This is a genomic window from Oceaniferula marina (assembly GCF_013391475.1).
Classification (GTDB): domain Bacteria; phylum Verrucomicrobiota; class Verrucomicrobiia; order Verrucomicrobiales; family Akkermansiaceae; genus Oceaniferula; species Oceaniferula marina.
Genome location: NZ_JACBAZ010000004.1, coordinates 150,931 through 170,327, shown reverse-complemented (window position 1 = coordinate 170,327; position 19,397 = coordinate 150,931). Strand labels below are relative to the sequence as shown.

At 52.1% G+C, this 19,397-nt stretch carries 19 protein-coding genes; 12 read left to right on the top strand and 7 right to left on the bottom strand.

Annotated elements, in window-relative coordinates; all coding sequences use genetic code 11:
• Window positions 1–42: 42 nt before the first annotated feature.
• Complete coding sequence (locus tag HW115_RS10985) at window positions 43–855, top strand: hypothetical protein (RefSeq protein ID WP_178932831.1); 813 nt, start codon at window positions 43–45, stop codon at window positions 853–855.
• A gap of 3 nt (window positions 856–858) precedes the next feature.
• On the opposite strand, the gene HW115_RS10980 is transcribed toward HW115_RS10985, so the two are convergent.
• From HW115_RS10980 to HW115_RS10965, 4 genes are all read right to left on the bottom strand, one after another.
• On the bottom strand, window positions 859–1,842 hold the full coding sequence (locus tag HW115_RS10980) for a glycoside hydrolase family 130 protein (protein WP_178932830.1): 984 nt from the start codon (window positions 1,840–1,842) through the stop codon (window positions 859–861).
• Window positions 1,843–1,854: 12 nt separating this feature from the next.
• Window positions 1,855–2,403, bottom strand: coding sequence for a hypothetical protein (locus tag HW115_RS10975; protein WP_178932829.1), 549 nt, complete (start codon window positions 2,401–2,403; stop codon window positions 1,855–1,857).
• 60 nt (window positions 2,404–2,463) lie between these two features.
• A complete protein-coding gene (gene gatB, locus HW115_RS10970) occupies window positions 2,464–3,924 on the bottom strand; it encodes an Asp-tRNA(Asn)/Glu-tRNA(Gln) amidotransferase subunit GatB (RefSeq protein ID WP_178932828.1) in 1,461 nt (486 codons plus the stop codon).
• A gap of 183 nt (window positions 3,925–4,107) precedes the next feature.
• Window positions 4,108–5,289: a thioredoxin family protein gene (locus tag HW115_RS10965; protein ID WP_178932827.1), complete on the bottom strand. Its 1,182-nt coding sequence runs from the start codon at window positions 5,287–5,289 to the stop codon at window positions 4,108–4,110.
• A gap of 100 nt (window positions 5,290–5,389) precedes the next feature.
• Here HW115_RS10965 and HW115_RS10960 point away from each other — a divergent pair, with 100 nt between their 5' ends.
• Entirely contained in the window at window positions 5,390–6,412 is a 1,023-nt protein-coding gene (locus HW115_RS10960; protein ID WP_178932826.1) for a DNA polymerase III delta subunit-related protein, read from the top strand.
• 322 nt (window positions 6,413–6,734) lie between these two features.
• On the opposite strand, the gene HW115_RS10955 is transcribed toward HW115_RS10960, so the two are convergent.
• On the bottom strand, window positions 6,735–7,490 hold the full coding sequence (locus HW115_RS10955; RefSeq protein WP_178932825.1) for a hypothetical protein: 756 nt from the start codon (window positions 7,488–7,490) through the stop codon (window positions 6,735–6,737).
• A 28-nt stretch (window positions 7,491–7,518) separates the two neighbouring features.
• The gene (locus tag HW115_RS10950) at window positions 7,519–10,164 is read right to left on the bottom strand and encodes a protein kinase domain-containing protein (RefSeq protein WP_178932824.1); all 2,646 of its coding nucleotides are present in this window, start codon (window positions 10,162–10,164) and stop codon (window positions 7,519–7,521) included.
• A 391-nt stretch (window positions 10,165–10,555) separates the two neighbouring features.
• On the opposite strand from HW115_RS10950, the gene HW115_RS20075 reads away from it, so the two are divergent.
• Complete coding sequence (locus HW115_RS20075; protein WP_178932822.1) at window positions 10,556–11,524, top strand: AraC family transcriptional regulator; 969 nt, start codon at window positions 10,556–10,558, stop codon at window positions 11,522–11,524.
• Here HW115_RS20075 and rnhA read toward each other — a convergent pair.
• The gene (gene rnhA, locus HW115_RS10940) at window positions 11,521–12,039 is read right to left on the bottom strand and encodes a ribonuclease HI (RefSeq protein WP_343219701.1); all 519 of its coding nucleotides are present in this window, start codon (window positions 12,037–12,039) and stop codon (window positions 11,521–11,523) included. The genes HW115_RS20075 and rnhA overlap by 4 nt on opposite strands.
• A gap of 96 nt (window positions 12,040–12,135) precedes the next feature.
• Here rnhA and HW115_RS10935 point away from each other — a divergent pair, with 96 nt between their 5' ends.
• From HW115_RS10935 to rplB, 9 genes are all read left to right on the top strand, one after another.
• Window positions 12,136–12,831 (top strand): 3-keto-disaccharide hydrolase, encoded by a 696-nt coding sequence (locus HW115_RS10935; protein WP_178932820.1) that lies wholly within the window; start codon window positions 12,136–12,138, stop codon window positions 12,829–12,831.
• Between the two features lie 489 nt (window positions 12,832–13,320).
• Window positions 13,321–13,695, top strand: coding sequence for a 30S ribosomal protein S12 (gene rpsL, locus HW115_RS10930; RefSeq protein ID WP_178932818.1), 375 nt, complete (start codon window positions 13,321–13,323; stop codon window positions 13,693–13,695).
• A gap of 29 nt (window positions 13,696–13,724) precedes the next feature.
• Window positions 13,725–14,198 (top strand): 30S ribosomal protein S7, encoded by a 474-nt coding sequence (gene rpsG / locus HW115_RS10925; protein WP_178932816.1) that lies wholly within the window; start codon window positions 13,725–13,727, stop codon window positions 14,196–14,198.
• 48 nt (window positions 14,199–14,246) lie between these two features.
• Window positions 14,247–16,400 carry an elongation factor G gene (fusA, locus tag HW115_RS10920; RefSeq protein WP_178932814.1) on the top strand — a complete coding sequence of 718 codons (2,154 nt, stop codon included), beginning with the start codon at window positions 14,247–14,249 and terminating at the stop codon, window positions 16,398–16,400.
• A gap of 61 nt (window positions 16,401–16,461) precedes the next feature.
• On the top strand, window positions 16,462–16,770 hold the full coding sequence (rpsJ, locus tag HW115_RS10915) for a 30S ribosomal protein S10 (RefSeq protein WP_178932812.1): 309 nt from the start codon (window positions 16,462–16,464) through the stop codon (window positions 16,768–16,770).
• Window positions 16,771–16,853: 83 nt separating this feature from the next.
• Complete coding sequence (gene rplC, locus HW115_RS10910; RefSeq protein ID WP_178932810.1) at window positions 16,854–17,510, top strand: 50S ribosomal protein L3; 657 nt, start codon at window positions 16,854–16,856, stop codon at window positions 17,508–17,510.
• A gap of 64 nt (window positions 17,511–17,574) precedes the next feature.
• On the top strand, window positions 17,575–18,180 hold the full coding sequence (gene rplD / locus HW115_RS10905) for a 50S ribosomal protein L4 (protein ID WP_227021438.1): 606 nt from the start codon (window positions 17,575–17,577) through the stop codon (window positions 18,178–18,180).
• Window positions 18,181–18,197: 17 nt separating this feature from the next.
• Window positions 18,198–18,488: a 50S ribosomal protein L23 gene (gene rplW, locus HW115_RS10900; protein ID WP_425498139.1), complete on the top strand. Its 291-nt coding sequence runs from the start codon at window positions 18,198–18,200 to the stop codon at window positions 18,486–18,488.
• Window positions 18,489–18,553: 65 nt separating this feature from the next.
• Entirely contained in the window at window positions 18,554–19,393 is an 840-nt protein-coding gene (gene rplB / locus HW115_RS10895) for a 50S ribosomal protein L2 (protein ID WP_178932806.1), read from the top strand.
• Window positions 19,394–19,397 lie beyond the last annotated feature (4 nt).

Sequence of the window (19,397 nt, the reverse complement as noted above, 5' to 3'; positions counted from 1 at the left end):
CTATGGATGCTTTTGTGGGTGTCCCTGGATGCAGAACCGTCCATGGAACCAGCCCCTGCGTGGGTGACGGTGATTGCGGTGGGGGATCGTCCCCAGCAAAAGTTTAAGATGATCAGGGAGAATCGGAGGATGGACAAATCGGAAAGCAAGCATGCGGACATGGCGGGGCTTCCATTGCCTGTGGCTCCTGATCAGGGTTCACTTCCGCCCTCTCATTTGTATTTCCGTTCTCCGCAGGGTGTCGAAGACCAATCTGGTGATTTTGGCTGGCGGCGCTTGCCTGTCGGACTTGGAGTGGCTGCCGCCCCCATGGCTGTTCCTTCACAGGTGACGATCCCTCTTTGGCGAAACGTTCCCGAGCAAATATCAACAAAGCGTGCTTACCTCCAGCTGCCGCGGCTCGACCCCGGCTGCCAGTATTTGTGTTTTCTTCTCTGTGATCCTCAGATACGTGAAAAAGAGGGGGGCTCATGGCTACGGACGCCTCAGCTGAGGATGCAAAAATTGAATCACCCAAGGATGATGATAAAATCTCTGCTTATTCGTAATTTTGCCAGTCGCCCAATTGCTTATCGACTGGGTGACGCGGAATCCGAAATACTCAAGGCTGGGTCGAGGAGGAGTTTTGAAATGTTTGATTTCGATGCCTACCACCCGTTTGTTTTCGCTGACGCAGTTTCCGACAAGGTTTACGTTCGCTCGGTTTTACGCCCGCATCGGGACCGGTTGACGGTCCTGATCCTTTATGATCGGGCTCGAAGCTCCCAGCAGGACGGGGCTCCCGGATTATTCCGTGTCTCAGTGAGGAGACTGTCCGGGCCGCAGTTGCGGTTAAAGGCTGGGGGAACAAGCTAAGCTTTATGCCCCAGGCTCGCCATCGGGGAAATAGCAGGCATGGATGAGCTCTTGCACGGTTGTGGTGGCAAGTCCGATGCTGGTGTCCGCAGCTCCGTAGTAGATGTTAAGCTGGGTGTCGTCGGCGATACTGCCATCGGGCTCGGTGGACTCGGGGATGCAGCCGGATGGGAAGACGACGTTGGGGACCTGCCCCGTAAGTTCGTAGTTTTCCCGTGGCTCCAAGATATTCAGGCGTGTGCGTGCCAGAACATGTTTGGGGTCGTGGAGGTCGAGGAGGGCGGCTCCGGCCTGATAGATTTGGCTCGATGCAAAATGGGTGGCAACTCCGTGGTAGATGAGCAACCAGCCGTGTTTGGTTTTCAGGGGAGGCGGGCCAGCTCCAATGCGTTCGTCCCAGAACCTCCAGCGTCCGGCCATAACATCACCCCGGTGGTTCCAACGCAGGAGGTTGTCCGACTCCGAAATGGTGATCATATCGCCGGATGTTGGGTTGCCTGGTTCCTGCGGGAGGTTGGGGCGTTCGAGTCTGAGGTACTTGCCGTTGATTTTTTCAGGGAAAATCACGCCGTTACGCGTATCGGCATAGGTGCCGGATGTGTAGCCAAGAAATTCGAAGGTTTGGAAGTCGTCGCTGACGGCCAGTGCCAGGGTGCAACGATCGTCGAGATCCACGGCATACATCATGTAGCAGCGTCCGTCGATGACGCTTAGTCGCGCATCGTAGGCATGATGAACCTTGGGGATGGCAGGAAGGTTTCCGATTTGAAGGGGCTCTGTTTGGACATCAAAGCGAATCCCGTCACTGCTGGTCGCAGGGACAAAGAAGGTTTCCCGCGAGCGGCTTTGGGTGCGCAGCATCAAGCGGTAGCGCCCATTGAAAAAGACAGCCCCCGGGTTGAATACGGAGCTTGGGTCGCGCAATAAGGGATGCTCAGACTGGATGTCCGCACGGCTGAGGATGGGGTTGTGCGGATGGCGGATCATTGTCGGAAGCCCTTACTTGGCGGGGATGCGCACTGGTTCGATACGCTGGTTGATAAAGCGGATGGCCAGGAAGCATTGGTCTTTCTCGATGCCTGCTCCGAGAAGAACCGATTGGTCGTCATCGCGGTGCCAGATGTGAGACATCATCATACCATGTTGGCTGACATCGTGGCGGTCGGGGAAGCCGGCGTTCTGAGCGGGGGCACCATAAACACGGGAAAATAACTGACCCGCCTCGTTCCAGGCTTTGTAGAGAGTGGAGCTATAGGTCGATTTATTGATGTCCTCGGAGCGCAAAGTGATTTCACGTAGGCCGCCATTTTCATTCCAATCGAAAAAAAGGTGGTAGCTGAGGCCGGCCAGCGGAGTTTTGCACTTGAAGATGCCGTTGAGACCGGTTCGGGAGATCAGGCTGGTGTTGATCGTTTGTTCAACCAGTTTGCTTTGCTGTAGCTTTTTAGTGACGGTGTTGCGGTCGTCGCCGAATTCAAGGTCACCGTAAACTCCAGCCATGCAGGGAGCCATGGTAAGTATCAGAAGTGTGAATATCAGAGATTTCATTGGCGGATTGTGGTGTTGCTCAGGAGCAAACTGAGCGCAGGTGCTTTTTCTTAGGTGAATTTAGAGGATTTTCGCCCGTAAGCCGTCGGTTACCATTTTCGGGTTGGCCTTACCCTTGGAAGCTTTCATCACCTGTCCGGTGAGGAAGTTCAGCAATTTTTCGTTGCCGGCTTGAATCTCAGCTACTTTGTCTGGGTTCGCGGCAATCACTTCTTCAATCATGGTTTCAATGGCTCCGGTGTCAGCGGGCTCAAAGCCCATGGCTTTGGCTGTATCCGCGGCCTTGTCTTCCGGCTTGTTCCAGAGCGTGGCGAAGACCTCGCGGGCCTGATTGTTGGAGATGGTTCCGGCTTCGACCAATTCGACGAGTTCCAGAATACGTTCGGCGGGAAGTGGACAGTCGAGGATGTCGATTCCTTCTTCGTTCAGTTTTGCGAGCAAGGAGTTGGTGATCCAGTTGGCAATTTTTTTTCCGAGATTCGGTTTGCTGACTGCGGTTTCGAAATAATCGGCGAGGTTTTGGTCGCTGGTGATCACCCCTGCGTCGTAGGGGCTGATACCGAAATCGGCCTCAAAGCGTGCCCGTTTATCATGTGGGAGTTCGGGAACGTGGCTACGCATTTTTTCGACGAGCTCGGCGGTGCGGATCGGGAGTAAGTCGGGTTCCGGGAAATACCGGTAATCGTGTGCATCTTCCTTGGTGCGCATCATCTGGCTTTCCCCGAGGTCGGCGTCCCAGCGGCGGGTTGATTGGATTTGGGCGATACCGGCATCCAGTTCCTCAGCCTGGCGCAGGATTTCGTAATGCAGTGAGTTGCGCACTGCGGAAATGGAGTTGAGATTTTTGAGTTCCACTTTTTCTCCGAGTTCCTCTTGTCCGTGCGGACGGAGTGAAACGTTGACGTCACAGCGCATTTGGCCTTTTTCCATATCTGCATCGGAAATCCCTCCGTAAATGAGGATTTGTTGCAGCGATTTGAGGTAGGCGTAGGCTTCTTCAGGGGTTTCGATGTCGGGGTCCGAGACGATTTCCATCAAGGGGGTTCCGGCGCGGTTGAAGTCGATGGTTGAGTTGTTGCTGTGGTGGGTGGATTTGGCGACATCCTCTTCCAGGTGGATCCGGGTGAGTTTGACGACTTTTCCTGGATTCGGGATGTTTTTCTGGGTTTCTTTCGGGTAGGCGAGGTCGTAGAGCGGGACTCCTCCCCCGATGCAGAGCGGCAGGTCAAACTGGGTGAGCTGGTAATTCTTTGGCATGTCCGGGTAGAAGTAGTTCTTACGATCCCACTTCGAGACTTCCGGGGTTTTGCAGTTGATCATCATACCTGCGAGAATCGTTTGCTCGATGGCGTGCTGGTTGAGTACGGGCAGCGCTCCGGGAAGCCCGAGGCACACCGGGCATACGTTGCTGTTGGGCTCTTCGCCAAAGCTGGTGGCACAGCCGCAGAACATTTTGCTCTTAGACTTAATCTGGCAGTGGACTTCGAGGCCGATGGTGACGATGTAATCTGATACGGGCATGGTATGAGCGTGAAATAGGGCAAGGCCCTTGGGTTGCGGGAGGAATTAAGCGGATTATGGCCGACAGATCAACGCCGGATTTGTGCATCCGTGGAGATGGGGTGAGGCTCCGGGTCATAAAAAAAGCGCGCCAGATGACTGGCACGCTTTGAAAAGAAGAGTAAAGGGTGGTGTTGGCGCTGGTTATTCGCCTTCCTCGTGAACGTGACCAGGCTCTCCGTGGGGAGGATTGTCTGACTTGTTTCCCCCAGCCTGGGCTTTCATTTTCTCCAAGCGCGGTTTGAACTGTTCGGCAAATTTGCCAGCCCTTGTGTTGGGATCGACCGCGATGATGGCATCGATGACCTTAGCGGCTTCATCGAATTTCTTGGCCTGGAGCAATGGCCCCATTTTGACGCCGAGGACGTTTTGCTTCATTTCACCTTCAAGTTTGTTTTGGGTGATGTAGCTGTCCACGGTTTTGAGGGCTTTATCCATCTCTCCGCTGCGCGCCGCCGAGGAAACAAGGATCTGCAGTTTGGTGAATTCGAGTTCTTGTTTTTCCTCACCTTCCAGTTTGTGTTCAGCGATGAAGGCGTCGATCATGGGAGGCACGGTGTCGGCTTTATTTCCACGCATTGCTTCCGAGATGGAAGCCTCAAGTTTTTGCTTCGCTTCTTTGAGTTGTTGAGCTTTGACAAATCCGGACTGATCTTCGGGGTCGAGTTTGGAGATTTCACCGGTCAGTTCACTGTAGTGGCTGAGGTGGTCTTCGGGTAATTCCTTGAGCACGGCGACCAGAGCCTTGGCTTTTTCAACGCCTTCGAGTTTAGCGGCTTTGGCCAGGTTTTCGTCTCGCTTGACACGCTCGGCCTGGAGTTCATCGAGGTGGGTGACATAGGCCTCGGGGCCTCCTGCCTGATAGCCGGTCTGAGCGTAAGGGCGGCCTTTGGCGTCCATCAGGAGGATGGTTGGGTAACCTTTGATGGTGTAAGTCTCCTTGAGCTTTGCATTTTGCTTTTGTGTTTCTTCACTGAGTTTAGATTTGTCCCTTGGGTAATCGAGTTCGACGAGCACGAACTTTTCGGCGACTCCTTTTTTGAAGGCGTCGTGTTTAAAGACTTCGTCGTTGAGCTTGATGCACCATCCACACCAGTCGGAGCCGGTGAAGTCGACGAGTAGGTCTTTTTTCTCCTCCGCGGCTTTCTTTTTGGCTGCTTCGAAGTCGGTTACCCAGCCTTCGCCTCCGGCGAAAGCGAAAGATGCTGTCAGTGCCAGCACAAAACTGGCAAGTCGTGTGGTTTTTCTCATAATGATCGATTGTTGTTCAGGTTGGTCGCGCTCGGGCGGGAAGGCACCCTGTGCCCGCGCTGATGATTTGTCCATAAGGAACGGCGGTGATGCGGTGAATTGTTTGATTAATTGCAGGGGATGTCTACTTTTCAGGTTGCCCTTGGGGCCGTAGGGTGTTCAGGATGTCTCCGCCATGGCATATACGGCTGAAAAAGCATATCAACTGATTGAATCCGCGCATGGGCGCGGGCGTCTGGCGCATGCGTTTTTGATTACGGGGGAAGCCGGCAGCGGGAAGGAAGATCTGGCCGCACGTGTGATTTCATTGATCAATCCAGAAGAGGATGCAAGCGATGGCATGAATTTGTTCGGTGAACCTGAGGTGGTGGAGACGAAGTCCTTGGATGAGCTGGAAGGTGAGTTGGTTCGGGTCGTACGTCCGAGATCCAAGTCCCGCCGGATTCTGGTGGATGACATGCGTGGTCTTGAAAAATCTTTTTATGTGGCCTCAGCCCCAGGCAAATGGAAGGTTGGGGTGATTCTTCATGCCGACCGGATGGGGGAAGGGGCTGAAAATGCTTTTTTAAAGACGCTGGAGGAACCTCCATCGGATTGTTTGTTGCTCTTGCTGAGTGACGCTCCGGAGTTGTTATTGCCGACGATTTTGTCACGCTGCGTGCGTTTGCCTTTGATGCCCAGTTCCGGTGGGCGCGTGACCAACGATGGTCAGTCGGAACTTTTAACCTCCTTGGCCGGCTTGGCTAGGCAGGGGCTTGGTCATATCGGGGCAGCCCTGTCCTTACGGGCGACATTCAGCGATATTTTAGCCAAACGCCGGGCCGAGATATCGAAGCTTAATGACCAGGCACTGAAGGAAGAAGCCTTACGCTATAAAAATACCACCGATAGCGACCAGTGGTTAAAGGACAGGGAGAAATTTTACCTGGCACACACTGAATCCGAATACCTCAGTGAACGTGAGAAGTTGCTGGAGTGCTTGATTTCCTGGATGGGTGATGTCGTTCGATGCAAGTGCGCAGTTGAGCGTTTAGATTACCCATCAGAAAAGGCCATCACTTCCAAGGTTGCTGGAGCTCATGAACTCGGGGACTTGTTGCTGAGGATGGATGCCCTGGAGGATTTGAGAGCCAATATGGAAACCAATGTTCAAGAACAGTTGGCGCTTGAAGTCGCTTTTTTGACTGCTTTTGGTTAGGCAGTATCTGCGTGGGGCTCTGGAAGGAAAAAGCCAAGAGGTGTGCTCCCGGCCTGCAGGAGGAGCACTCGGTGCTGCTGGACGTTTCCGCCTTATACCAATGTTGAGTTGGTATTATACCATTCTCCCAGTTAAATTGGCAGAATGGTTTGAGTTTAAGATGATGAGTCAGTCAGCAAGCTGAATGGCAAGGGGGCACTGAATCTTTTAGATTTTACCGTTGTTGCGCGTCGGTTGCATAGCCCGCTATGCGCCTTCCTTGCGCCTAGTTAAAATCGAAAACCTTCAGTGCCATTCAGCCAATTTAACTGATCAAATGGTATTAGTAGCGGGTCCGGGTCTTGCTCGCAGAAGCCTCGACCATCGCTTTGTTGAGATACGTGCCCACCTTGTAGTCTCTCATGGTGCCGGCCAAGCGTGTATTGGCGGCCATGGCTTTTTTGATGGCAGAGTAAACCGTTTTCGTTAGGATGATCGATTTTCGTTCCTGATCTGAAACCACCAGTAGGTAGCCGACATACTTGTAGCCTCCAATATTGCCGGACCCTTTGTTATCACTATCGTAAGATGTGACCGTCGGCGGAGAATTAAAATCGGAGCCTTGGTGAGCGGGGGTGAGTTTGAAAGACTCATTGGCCAGAACCACAAAGCGATCACTGTACCTCTGGTTTTGACCAATGAAGAGAATATTGCATTGGCAAGTTGGGCTGAGAACGTTGCTGTCTTCGTTGGTCAAGGTGACCTTGCTCGAGATCGTCATCTCCTTCATGTAGTAACTGCTGTTTTCCGACTTGCGGCGTTTGCTTACGACAACGGTCGCATCAATCGGAGGGTAAGCCTCTTTGACTTCCTGCAATTTTTCTTTGATTTCTTGCTGCGACTCTTCGCTCAAGGTCGAGGGGTCGATGGTGAAGGTTTTGTTGTCCTTGAGTCTTTTGATTACGACTTTTTCTCCCTGTCTACTGACAAGTTCGACAATCATGGTTCGGCCTTTTTTATCACTGATGGTTAGGATTTCAGCGAATCCGAGTTGGGTCAGAAAGATTCCGGCGATTAGGGTGAGCAGTGTGTTTTTCATGGGCTATTGATTTTGGGTATTGTTTTTTTTAGTATGTTTCTGTTCCTCTCTTCCGAGGGCTAGGTTCTTCAACCTCTTCTTTTTCCTCATCATCCTCGTCCCCATCTTCATCCTCCTCTTCTGGGATGACTGTGGTCTTTTTACCTTGGACGATAGCGAGGTCGCCGTCGGAAATGTGGGTCACGAAGACCGAATAGGTCTTGGTTGATGTTATTTCCTCGCTGACATCAACCGCTTTGGATTTGAGACCTTTTTCATTGTAGGATGTGATGAGTTTTTTGAGTTCCTGGTGGTAGCGGTTTCTTAACTGTTCCACCTCGAGGATCATCGACGTCTCGTAGGATTTTTGTTTATCCGCACGGTAGGTGACGGTTTTCGCCAGGTTTTTGTTTAGAGTGTAGAGGTCGGTGTAGTATGGAATGCGATTGGCGCTACAGTGATCAACCAGCAAGGTGTAGGTGGGGGTGAGTGCCAGACGCTGGTTATTGGGAAGTCTGCGAAGTTCGAGACCGAGCTCCCGTTTGTAGGCCGCGATATTGTCCTCAAACTTTTTATCATGGGTGGTGAAAATCTTACGGATGGATTTTTTGCATATGTTCTGCAGGGCTTCCACATCATTGCTGACGATAGTCGTTTTGCTTTGTTCAGGGGCCGCTCGTGTGGCCGGATTCCATTCGATCATAAAATAGGAACATTCATTATCATTCGGGAGATCGGACCATCCTTCGTTTCCGTTGATACAGCATGCTGCTTTGGTGTCTTTGTGAACGGCGGGGGAGGACGGGGCCCATTTTGCGAAGCTCCAAGTTTCTCCGGAGGCCCAGTGCCATGCTGCATTTTCCTTTCTCATGCCCCCTATCCAGCAAGCGCTCCCATTGGGGAGTTGGGCGTTGATCGAAGAGATCAACCATTCATTCTCGTCCGGGTCGGACGGAACGACGAGGCTGGCTCCGGCCAGTTCAGCCATGGCCTGGGCTTGGTTCCAGTCGGCATCCAGTTTAACCAGCAGATAGTGTTGGTTACTGTATGAGATGGTTCCGGGAGGATAGTATGCGTTTCCGGAACGGATTTGTTCGGCGCAGCGTTTCAGTTGTTGTTCAAAGCTGGCTTGTTGTTCACCGTTGGTTTTCCATTCGATAAAGAAGCTGTTTTTGGCACTTGCAGGTTTGGGGGTGAGTGAGCCGATGTCGTCGACACTGACGTAGTAGGATTTCGAAGTGGAACGGATGTTCAAGTTCCACGGGCTGCCATCGATCCAGCTCCAGTTGTTTTTTCCTGCCGTTCCGGCGCCAAGCCAAACGCTGGTGTTGGACGGGATTTTGTTGCTCAGCAAGCTCAGGTCCTGATCGTCTGCCGTAACGGCCAAATGTCCGCCGTATTCTGCGCAGAATTGTTGGGCTTCATGCCAGGTCATTTTTTCATCGATGAACAATCTGGTTTTTCCCATTCTGGTGACGGATCCTTTTGGCATTTCTGCTCGTTGACCATTGACGAGGAATGGCTTCAGGCGTTGCAGGCTTTCTTCCGGGGTTTCGACGATTTCCACCTCTTGAGGTGCTTTGTTCAGCTCAGCCAGTGCTTTAGCCTTGCGTTTTTTTTCTATCTCAAGTTTGCGTAGTCGTTCATCTTCCGCCTTTTTTTCATCGATTCGTGCTTGTTCGATTCGTCTGTTTTCTTTGACCGCCTGGTAGCCTTTCCATGAGGCGACAATGGCGACCAGAAGTATGGCGATCACCGCAATGTTGCGGACTAAATGGCCAGCTTCACTCTGTGGACGCGTGGTGTAGGTTGGCTGGCTAGCCGGGCGGGGGCCGGTTGGGGCGGGGCTTGGCGTAATCAGAGCCGTTGTTTGGGTGGGGGCGGGTGTCGCGTTAAGGAGAGGTTTGAGATCGTCAATCATCTCTTCCGCACTGCGATAGCGTTTACCCGGGATCGGGTGCATGGCTTTGCTGATAATGCGGTCAAATTCCGGTGAGCAGGGGACGGTGTGGGTAACGGGCTGGTAGGGAATGCTTGGGAGCTCGGAGGTGATGAGTTCGTATAAGATGACGCCAACGGCATAGAGATCGGTGCTTTGATCAACGGCGTAAGGATTTTGGACAACCTCTGGAGCGGTGTAGCCGGGAGTTCCAAAAGCGCTGTCTTTGTCGTGATCGGTCACAGGTCGGGCCAGTCCGAAGTCGCCGATTTTGGGTTCGGCGTATTGATCGATCAGAATGTTTGCCGGTTTGACATCTCTGTGGAGCAGGCCTTGCTCATGCGCATTGGCCAGACCCTGACAAATTTTCAAGGTAAGTTCCGCGGCTTCTTCCGGTGCCAGCACGTTTCCGTGAGTGGCATCGAAGAGCGACGGCCCCTCGACCATTTCCATGATGATGTAGAGGAGTCCGTCGACTTGTCCAAAATCGTAGATGCCCACGAGGTTGGGATGGTTTAAACGGGCCATGCTTTTGGCCTCAGATTCAAAAGAGGTTCTGAATTCCTCATCTTCTCCAAAGTGGCGGGGAAGAACTTTGATCGCAACTTTGCGGTCGAGCGAAATGTGATTCGCCATATAGACAGCTCCCATGCCGCCTTTGGCAATGAAGCTGAGAATCTCATACGCGGGAAGCAAAGCTGCAATCTCTTCGATGGATGGAGGAGTAAAGTCGGTATCCGGAATGGCTGTTGTCATTGTGAACGATTTGCTTGTGTGTTTTTTGGGGGGGCTTTTAGTGCCAGAACGGCACCCGTAGCGGTTTACTTGGTGCTTGAGCGTAATCTATCAGATGTTCAACAAAAATGTGTTATAAAGTTGTAAACTGTTTGTAACAATCCCCCGGACCTCGATCTGGGGTTGGTTCGTTTTTTTGTTGAGTTGGCGGGTATCATTTTTCGCCAGTGGGTTATCGGAGGTTGCGGGAGGGGGGATTGCAGCTAGATTGCTGGCGTTCTTTTGTGGGTATTGCAACGCTGGGGGCTGCAGATACTGAAGAAACGAGATCCCTTAAAATGTGATGAATCAAGTGCCAACCATAGACACCCGGTTAGTGCAGCCATTTGTTGATTTTTTGGAAAATCATCACGTGTCTGTAGAAAAATATCTGGACCGCGTGCATGTTTCTCGGCGCATTATTTCATCGAGGGGTGCCAGATTGAGTAAAATTCAGTTTTACCGGATGTCTCAGATGGTTGCCGTTCATGAGTCATGTCCGGAAATCGGTTTTTACGGTGGTGATTTTGGAAGGGATGATCATTACTTCAATGCTGGGGTATTTCAGATGCCCAGTTTGGTTTGTGCTGTGCATAACCTTGACCGTTTTTGCCGGATGACGGTGGATGGCGCGGATATGAGGATTGTCAGTAACGACGGCGGCTTGTGGTTGGTTTACTCATCTGTGGCTGACCAGTTGAAGATTGATCGCTGGGTTGTGAATCAAATGACGATCAATGTCTTGGTTAAGACGCTGCGTTTGGTCGCGGGAGAAGAGTGGCAACCTACCGAAATTGCGGTGATTGACGGGCCGGAGAGTATTGGTGGGGTGCAGGAAATCCCCGGGTATGACGGACTTCAAAAAATCCATTACCATTTCGGGTGGATGGGGGTGAAGTTCCCGGTTGAGTTTTTGAGTCTGCCAATCAGGAAACCCGATCTTAAGGGGATGGCTCAATCTGCATTGTCTTATGAGTGGACGGCGTATGACTTTACGAGCTCCCTGCGTGGATTAATTGAGTGCCACTTGTTGGGGGGGAAGCTTTTAGGTTTCCGGCAAGCTGCCGATATTTGTGGTGTCAGTGAGCGCACCTTACACCGCCGTCTGGCGCAAGGAGGTGTGAATTACCGGGAGTTGGTGAATTACATACGCTTTGACAAAGCACGCGAGCTGTTGATTCGGGAGCCTGATATGAAGGTTCGCACGATTGCGCATCTGTTGGGTTATCCGCGGTTGAATAGCTTTGTCAGAGCGTTCAAAAACATGTCCGGCCTGACGCCATCGGAATTTCGGCTGGGGCAGAAGGACCCATCATTCATGGTTGCAACGGCTCTAGGCTAGGCTTCGAAACCAGGGTCCGGTGGGTTGCCCTTTCGGTCAGCGGCTGCGGTTGCCAGCGCATCGCACCGTTCGTTTTCACGGTGACCGGCATGGCCCTTGACCCATTGCCATGAGATTTGATGTTTTTGAACGGCTTTGGACATGCGTTGCCAGAGGTCTGCGTTTTTAAGTGGTTTATTTGGTCCGCGGGACCAGCCCTTTTTTCTCCATCCGTGAATCCAGCCTTTATCCATGGCGTCAATCAGATACTTGGAGTCTGAGTAAAGAGTGATTTTACAAGGCTCACTCAGCGCTTCGATCCCTTTGAGTGCCGCGAGGATTTCCATTCGGTTGTTCGTGGTTTTGGCGAAACCTCCACTGAGCTCCTTGCAGTGACCGTTGTACACCAGCAAGGTGCCGAAGCCTCCCGGCCCCGGGTTCCCCCGTGAGGATCCGTCCGTATAGATGCTGATCTGTTTCATGAGAAGCGAGAGGTAGATGGTGAACTCGATCCGGGCAAGTCTGATTCTGATCATCATGCTGCTGGAGCGCAAGGAATAGGCTGGGATTTGGAATTTGCCTTGCAAGTCCGGGCTGAATTTTGCGTATTGGGATTTATGTTTAAACCATTGATGAAAAAGCAGCTCCACCTTGCATGTGTAGTCTGTGGTGTGCTGGGATTCGCTAGCGCGGCCTGTGCCAACGAATTAACCGATAAGGAAAAGGCCGAGGGCTGGGTGTCTTTGTTTGATGGTAAGACGCTTGAGGGCTGGAGGAATTACAAGGGGGAGGGCGTGCGTGAAGGGTGGCAGGTGGTTGATGGAACCATGCAGCACACCAAAAAGGGAGGGGATCTGATCACCAATAAGAAATATCAGGACTTTGAACTGAAACTTGAATGGAAAATTTCAGAGCGTGGGAACAGCGGCATTTTTCTGTCCGTGATTGAAGAGCCTGCGAAGATCTATTTTTCGGGGATTGAGATGCAAATACTCGATGATGAGAGTCATCCTGACGGTAAATTTGTCAAACATCGTTCGGGTGGGTGCTATGGGCTTTATCAGCCTCCCGCAGGAGCTGTGGCTGCTGTGGGTTCTTGGAACAAGGTTCGGGTTCTCAAGCAGGGGGATCACTACCAGTTTTTTCTCAACGGTGTTAAAACCGCGGATTTTAAGACCGAGAGCGAGGCTTTCAAAACCTTGGTCAAAAAGAGTAAGTTCAAAAAATGGCCAGAATTTGCCTCGAGCTTGAAAGGTCATATTGGGCTCCAGGACCATGGAGATGTGGTGAACTTCCGAAATCTGAAAATTCGGGAAATCAAGAAATAGCGGTCGATGCGGCTGAATCGACGTGTGTGAGCTTGATTCGTCTGAGTAAAAGATGGGGAATCGGGTAGCCGGGGATTTGCGCGGTGCCGAACCCAATGTGGTGGATATTGGCTGTGGCGCGCTCAAAGTGCTCAAAATGAAGGGATTCGAGCGGATGTTGGGCGATTTTTGGAAAAAAAGCGAAATACGGCTTGCCAGATGGGGTTTCATTTGTATATTCGCCGCCCCCCGAGGTGACCTTCAGGGGTGAAAGTGGGTCGCCTGACAAGCAAAATCAGCTGCTGGCAAGCAGTGAGACCTATCGGGTAGCTCCGGATAAGAAGCGGTTTTTAAGAAGGTTTACCGACCTTTGGCCATTTGGGCACGCCGTTTTTTCGGGCGACGATATGTTTGATTCTTGCCATGAGCGACACAAAGAATTTCAAGCCAAACGACAACCGTAGCCAAACACGCTATACAGAACTTATTTAACCAAAACCACGCAGGAATATGCCGACCATTAACCAGCTCGTCCGCAAAGGACGTAAATCGCCCGTGACTGTCTCCAAGTCCCGCGCCCTCAATAACTGCCCGCAACGCCGTGGCGTCTGTCTCCAAGTGATGACCCGCACCCCTAAGAAGCCTAACTCCGCTCTGCGGAAAGTGGCCAAGGTGCGTTTGACCAATGGACAGGAAGTGATCGCCTACATCGGCGGTGAAGGTCACAACCTTCAGGAGCACTCCATCGTGCTTGTTCGCGGTGGTCGAGTAAAGGATTTGCCGGGTGTGCGTTATCACATCGTTCGCGGTGCCCTCGATACCCTCGGTGTTGATAAGCGTCGTCAATCCCGCTCCAAGTACGGAACCAAGCGTCCGAAGAAGTAATTCTACCAACCTTTAATTAATATAATACCATGGCTCGCCGCAAAAGAGTTTACAACAGGCCCGAAACCCGGGATCCCCGCTATGATAGCCCTGTCGTCGGGAAACTGATCAGCAAGGTGATGCGTGACGGTAAGCGTTCGCTTTCCGAGCGCATCGTTTACGCCGCAATCGACAAAGCGAATGAAGGCACTGATACCATCGACCCGCTCGAGGTCGTTACCCGTGCGCTTGAAAATGCCAAGCCTCGCGTAGAGGTGAAAAGCCGCCGTGTCGGTGGTGCTACTTACCAGGTGCCTCTCGAGGTGGACCCCAAGCGTTCCGAGTCTCTCGCAATGCGCTGGCTCGTCACCTTTGCCCGTAATAAAAAGGGAACTCCCATGTTTGTAGCTCTCGCTAACGAAATCAAGGACGCTGCCAATAATCAAGGTAACGCCGTTCGTAAGCGCGACGACATGCACAAGATGGCTCAAGCCAACCGTGCCTTTGCTCACTTCCGCTGGTAATCGACCAGCCTTATTCAAGAGACTGAAACACTCAACCTTTCATCCGTTATGTCTGCCAATCCCAATCATCCCAAGCGCCCATATCCCCTGGAGCGTACGCGGAATATTGGGATTGCTGCGCATATTGATGCCGGTAAGACCACGCTCACTGAGCGCGTGTTGTTCTACACCGGTATGATTCATCGGATCGGGGAGGTTCATGACGGTGCTACCGTAACCGATCACATGGAGCAGGAGCGTGAACGTGGTATCACCATCACCTCCGCCGCTGTGACCTGTGAATGGGTTCAGCATCCTGTTGATGGAGTGTTCAAGCTCTTCCAGAACGAAAAACAACGAATCAACATCATCGATACTCCGGGACACGTTGACTTCACTGCCGAGGTGGAGCGTTCCTTGCGTGTGCTCGATGGTGCGATCGTTGTTTTCTGCGGCGTTGCCGGTGTGCAGCCTCAGACCGAGACTGTCTGGCGCCAGGCTGAGAAATACGAGGTGCCACGCATTGTCTTTGTCAATAAGATGGATCGCACCGGAGCCGACTTCGAAAACGTTTTCCAAGACGTTAAAGAGAAGTTTGGCGTGAAGGCTGTCCGCATTCTCATCCCTATTGGTGCAGAAGAAAATCTGATCGGCCAAATCGATGTGGTGAACCTGAAGTCGGTTATCTACAAAGATGACGACACGATGGGATCCACCTTTGAGGTGAGCGATCTCGAAGGGGATCTGCTTGCTGAAGCTGAATCTGCTCGTGAGGAGTTGCTCGAAGCGCTCTGTGACTGTGACGAAGAGCTTGGCGAAAAATTCCTCATGGAGGAAGAGATCACAACCTCGGATATCAAAGCTGCTTTGCGCCGTCAGACGATCGCCAATCAGATTGTGCCGGTCGCCGGAGGTTCTGCTTTCAAAAACAAGGGAGTTCAATTCCTTGTGGACGCTGTGGTGGACTACCTGCCAAGTCCTCTCGATATTCCTGCAGCCAAGGGCCAGTCGGCAGATGATGAAGATACGGTTGTTCTCACTGAAACGAGTGACAACGCCAAGTTCTGTTCATTGGCATTCAAGCTTTGGGCTGACAAATTTGTTGGCAAACTCGTATTCTTCCGCGTCTACTCAGGAACCATTTCCAAAGGGGATATGGTTTATAACCCGCGGACTCGTAAGAAAGAGCGTATCGGTCGTCTGATCAAGATGCATGCTGACAAGCATGAAGATATTGAAACCTGCTACGCTGGTGACATTGCTGCAATCGTCGGACTTAAAAACGTCCAGACGGGAGATACACTCTGTCAGGAAAAATTCGATATCATGCTGGAGCCGCCGCTTTTCCCCGAGCCGGTGATTGCCATGGCTGTCGAGCCGAAGACCGTAGTCGACCAGGAAAAAATGTCCGTCGCTCTCGCCCGTCTTTCCGAGGAAGATCCTACCTTCCTCGTAAAGACTGACGAAGAAACCGGCCAGACCATCATTTCCGGAATGGGTGAGCTACATCTCGAAGTCATCGTTGACCGTATGATGCGTGAGTTCAAGGTGGCCTGTGGCGTTGGTAAACCCCAGATCGCCTACCGCGAGACCATTACCTCAGCCGCAGGCGGTGAAGGTGTGCTCAAAAAGCAGTCCGGAGGACGAGGTCAATATGGGCACGTGGTGCTTGACGTCGCTCCGGGCGAAAAAGGAAAAGGTCTCACGACCGAAAATTTGATTGTTGGGGGAGCTATTCCCAAGGAATTCGTCAACTCCGTATTTGCCGGAGTTCGCGAAGGTATGACCAACGGCGTCATCGCTGGATATCCGATGGTGGATGTTCATGTTCGCGTCACCGATGGTTCATTCCACGAAGTCGACTCCAACGAAAATGCATTCAAAATGGCAGCCATCTTTGCCATGAAGGATGCCTTCCGCAACGCCGGGCCCGTTTTACTCGAGCCCGTCATGGATGTGGAAGTCAGCACTCCCGAAGAATACCAGGGAGACATCATGGGGGACCTGAACCGCCGCCGTGGTCAAATCCAGGAGATCGAACACAAGCCGACGCACGCCATTCTCAAGGCTCAAGTGCCACTGGCCCAGATGTTCGGTTATTCCACCGCCGTTCGCACCCTTTCCAGTGGCCGGGCCGATTACACCATGAAGCCTGCCTCTTTTGAGCAAGTTCCACAACAAATCGTGGACGAGCTCGTCAATGAATACGCCTACGCCAGTTAATCATCTCGATTATCTCTCAGATAAACAACCCATCTCACAACCAATCTAAACAACATCCGCCATGCAACAGCAGAAAATCAGAATCCGCCTCCGTGCCTATGACCACCGCGCCATCGACAAGTCCGCTAAGGAGATCGTCGAGACTGCCAAACGCACTGGAGCTAAAGTCGCCGGGCCTATCCCATTGCCCACCCGCATTGAAAAGTTCAGTGTGAACCGTTCGGTTAACCAGGACAAGAAGTCCGCCGAGCAGTTTGAAATCCGTACACACAAGCGCATGCTGGATATCGTTGATCCAACAGCCCGCACAGTGGACGAGCTCAAGAAGCTCAACCTCCCAGCCGGTGTAGATATCGCCATCCGCATCTGACCTCAGGTCTGACCCTCACTCCGGGCCAATCTGGTCCATCGATCAAATCAATCATATTCTAACCATTTAACTACTTAAGAACCATGGCACTAGGACTACTAGGAAAAAAAGTCGGCATGACCCGCATCTTTGATGCTGAAGCCGGCACCTCCATCCCTGTCACCGTCATCGACGTTGCAGGCAACGAGTTTCTTCAAGTCAAAACTTCCGAGACAGACGGCTATTCTGCTGTTCAAGTCGGCTTTGACGATCAGAAGGACTTTCGCCTGAACCTTCCCGAGCGCGGACATTTTAACAAGTTTGGATCGGCTCCCAAAAAGCTGGTCAAGGAGTTCCGTTTTGACAGCGATGCGGACATCCCCAACACTGAAGAAGCTCACCCAGGCGCATCCCTGTTCCAAGACGGACAGTGGATCGACGTGATCGGAACCACAAAAGGTAAGGGTTTCCAAGGTGTTGTTAAGCGTTACAACTTTGCAGGTCAGCCTGACTCTCACGGTCACATGATGCACCGCCGCCCTGGTGGTGTTGGTGCAGGAACCTGGCCGGGACGTATCTGGAAAAATAAGAAAATGCCAGGTCGTCACGGTGTATACAACCGCACGGTTCAGAACCTCAAAGTGGTTCAAGTCCGTCCAGAAGACAACGTGGTGCTCGTTTCGGGTGCTGTTCCCGGACACAAGGGAGCATACGTTGTGATCCGCCCTGCTGTTAAAAAATCGGCTCCAGCAGCCAAGTAACATGATCGGGGAGTTTTAAGCTACCCGGCTGATCCCCGCTAACCACTAACGAATTACTGATATCATGTCTAAAACACTCTCAATTCAAGATGCGCAAGCTGCGAACATCCAAGTGATCGAAGGTCACAAGGGTGACCAGGCTGTGCACGATCTGATCACTGCTTACCGCGCTAACCGCCGCAGTGGCACTGCCAACACCAAGACCCGTGGCGAAGTCAAAGGTTCCAACAAGAAGCTTTGGAAACAAAAGGGGACTGGCCGCGCACGTGCCGGCACTACAAAGAACCCAGTCTGGCGTGGTGGTGGAATCGTTTTCGGTCCCAAACCCCGTGACTATTCCAAAACCGTAAACAAAAACGTTCGTCGCCTCGCACTTCGCAAGGTGCTCGGAGATCTTATCTCTGCCGAACGTGTGATTGCAACAGACAGCTTTGCGATCGCTGATGGAAAAACCAAATCGTTTGTCGCTGCTGTGAAGGCCTTCAGTGAAGCCCGCAAGGTGCTCGTTGTGGCTGAAAGCTTTGACGAAAAAACCTATCTCGCTGGCCGCAATGTTCAGTCTGTATTGTTGATGACCGCATCTGAGGTCAACATCGAGCAGTTGCTTCATGCAGACGCCGTTATTTTGGTCGAGGACTCTTATGAGACCCTTGCCCGCCGCACCGCCTAAACCACATAACCTACTTTATCACCATGAAAGATATCTATCAGGTCATCGACACCGTTCTCATCAGTGAGAAAGCCACCCTGCTTCAGGAGGAGAACAATGAATATGTGTTCAAAGTGGCTCGCGATGCGAACAAACTCGAAATCAAACGTGCGATTGAGCAACTCTTCGGTAAGAAGGTTGAAAGTGTGCGCACCCTCAACGTGAGCGGCAAGCAAAAGCGCAATCGTCGCGCTGACGCCGGTCGCACCGCGCACTGGAAAAAAGCCATCGTCAAACTCAAAGAAGGTGAAAACCTCGACCTCGTCTAATTCATTAGACCCATACGTATTTATTACCCGCTGAAAAACGAGAACATCGAACCCAATAGCGAACCATGCCTCTGAAAAAATTTAAACCTGTGACTCCCTCGAACCGCTACAAAGAGTGGCCAACGTACGAGGAGATCACCAAAACAACGCCTGAAAAAAGCCTGACCGCGCCCCTCAAGAAAAGTGGTGGTCGTAACAACCAGGGACGCATCACCTGCCGTCACAAGGGAGGTGGTCACAAGCGTAAGTATCGTCTTGTCGACTTCAAACGGAGCAAGATCGATGTGGAAGCCACTGTGCTCAGCATCGAGTATGATCCGAACCGGACGTGCCGTATCGCCCTGATTGAATACACCGATGGAGTGAAGAGTTATATCCTCGCCCCGGTTGGTCTGGGAGTCGGCGACAAAGTCATCTCCAGCGAAGATGCAGCGCCCAAGCCGGGCAATGCCATGAAGCTGAAGAACGTCCCGCTGGGAACCGCCATCCACAACATCGAAATGACCCCTGGAAACGGCGGCAAGATTGCCCGTTCCGCAGGTCAGCAAGCGATTCTTTCCAACCGTGAGGAAGGAGGACACGCCCTTGTGAAGATGCCATCCGGTGAAATTCGCAAGTTCAACCAGAATTGCTACTGCACCATTGGTCAGGTTGGAAACCGCGATCACATGAACGAAGTTTCCGGCAAAGCTGGACGCTCCCGTTGGAAGGGTGTTCGCCCGACTGTCCGCGGTATGTGCATGAACCCAGTCGATCACCCGAACGGTGGTGGTGAGGGTAAGTCCAAGTCCGGTGGTGGCCGTCAGCACCTCAAATCACCTTGGGGACACACCAAAGGTCAAAAGACCCGTAAGAAATATAAACCAAGTAACAAGTTTATCGTTTCCCGCCGCAAGAAGAAGTAATTTA

Excerpts from the sequence above, each read along its gene's own strand:
- HW115_RS10985 (WP_178932831.1), top strand. The coding sequence starts at position 43 with ATGGAACCAGCCCCTGCGTGGGTGACGGTGATTGCGGTGGGGGATCGT.
- HW115_RS10980 (WP_178932830.1), bottom strand. The coding sequence starts at position 1,842 with ATGATCCGCCATCCGCACAACCCCATCCTCAGCCGTGCGGACATCCAG.
- HW115_RS10975 (WP_178932829.1), bottom strand. The coding sequence starts at position 2,403 with ATGAAATCTCTGATATTCACACTTCTGATACTTACCATGGCTCCCTGC.
- gatB (WP_178932828.1), bottom strand. The coding sequence starts at position 3,924 with ATGCCCGTATCAGATTACATCGTCACCATCGGCCTCGAAGTCCACTGC.
- HW115_RS10965 (WP_178932827.1), bottom strand. The coding sequence starts at position 5,289 with ATGGACAAATCATCAGCGCGGGCACAGGGTGCCTTCCCGCCCGAGCGC.
- HW115_RS10960 (WP_178932826.1), top strand. The coding sequence starts at position 5,390 with ATGGCATATACGGCTGAAAAAGCATATCAACTGATTGAATCCGCGCAT.
- HW115_RS10955 (WP_178932825.1), bottom strand. The coding sequence starts at position 7,490 with ATGAAAAACACACTGCTCACCCTAATCGCCGGAATCTTTCTGACCCAA.
- HW115_RS10950 (WP_178932824.1), bottom strand. The coding sequence starts at position 10,164 with ATGACAACAGCCATTCCGGATACCGACTTTACTCCTCCATCCATCGAA.
- rnhA (WP_343219701.1), bottom strand. The coding sequence starts at position 12,039 with ATGATCAGAATCAGACTTGCCCGGATCGAGTTCACCATCTACCTCTCG.
- HW115_RS10935 (WP_178932820.1), top strand. The coding sequence starts at position 12,136 with ATGAAAAAGCAGCTCCACCTTGCATGTGTAGTCTGTGGTGTGCTGGGA.
- rpsL (WP_178932818.1), top strand. The coding sequence starts at position 13,321 with ATGCCGACCATTAACCAGCTCGTCCGCAAAGGACGTAAATCGCCCGTG.
- rpsG (WP_178932816.1), top strand. The coding sequence starts at position 13,725 with ATGGCTCGCCGCAAAAGAGTTTACAACAGGCCCGAAACCCGGGATCCC.
- fusA (WP_178932814.1), top strand. The coding sequence starts at position 14,247 with ATGTCTGCCAATCCCAATCATCCCAAGCGCCCATATCCCCTGGAGCGT.
- rpsJ (WP_178932812.1), top strand. The coding sequence starts at position 16,462 with ATGCAACAGCAGAAAATCAGAATCCGCCTCCGTGCCTATGACCACCGC.
- rplC (WP_178932810.1), top strand. The coding sequence starts at position 16,854 with ATGGCACTAGGACTACTAGGAAAAAAAGTCGGCATGACCCGCATCTTT.
- rplD (WP_227021438.1), top strand. The coding sequence starts at position 17,575 with ATGTCTAAAACACTCTCAATTCAAGATGCGCAAGCTGCGAACATCCAA.
- rplB (WP_178932806.1), top strand. The coding sequence starts at position 18,554 with ATGCCTCTGAAAAAATTTAAACCTGTGACTCCCTCGAACCGCTACAAA.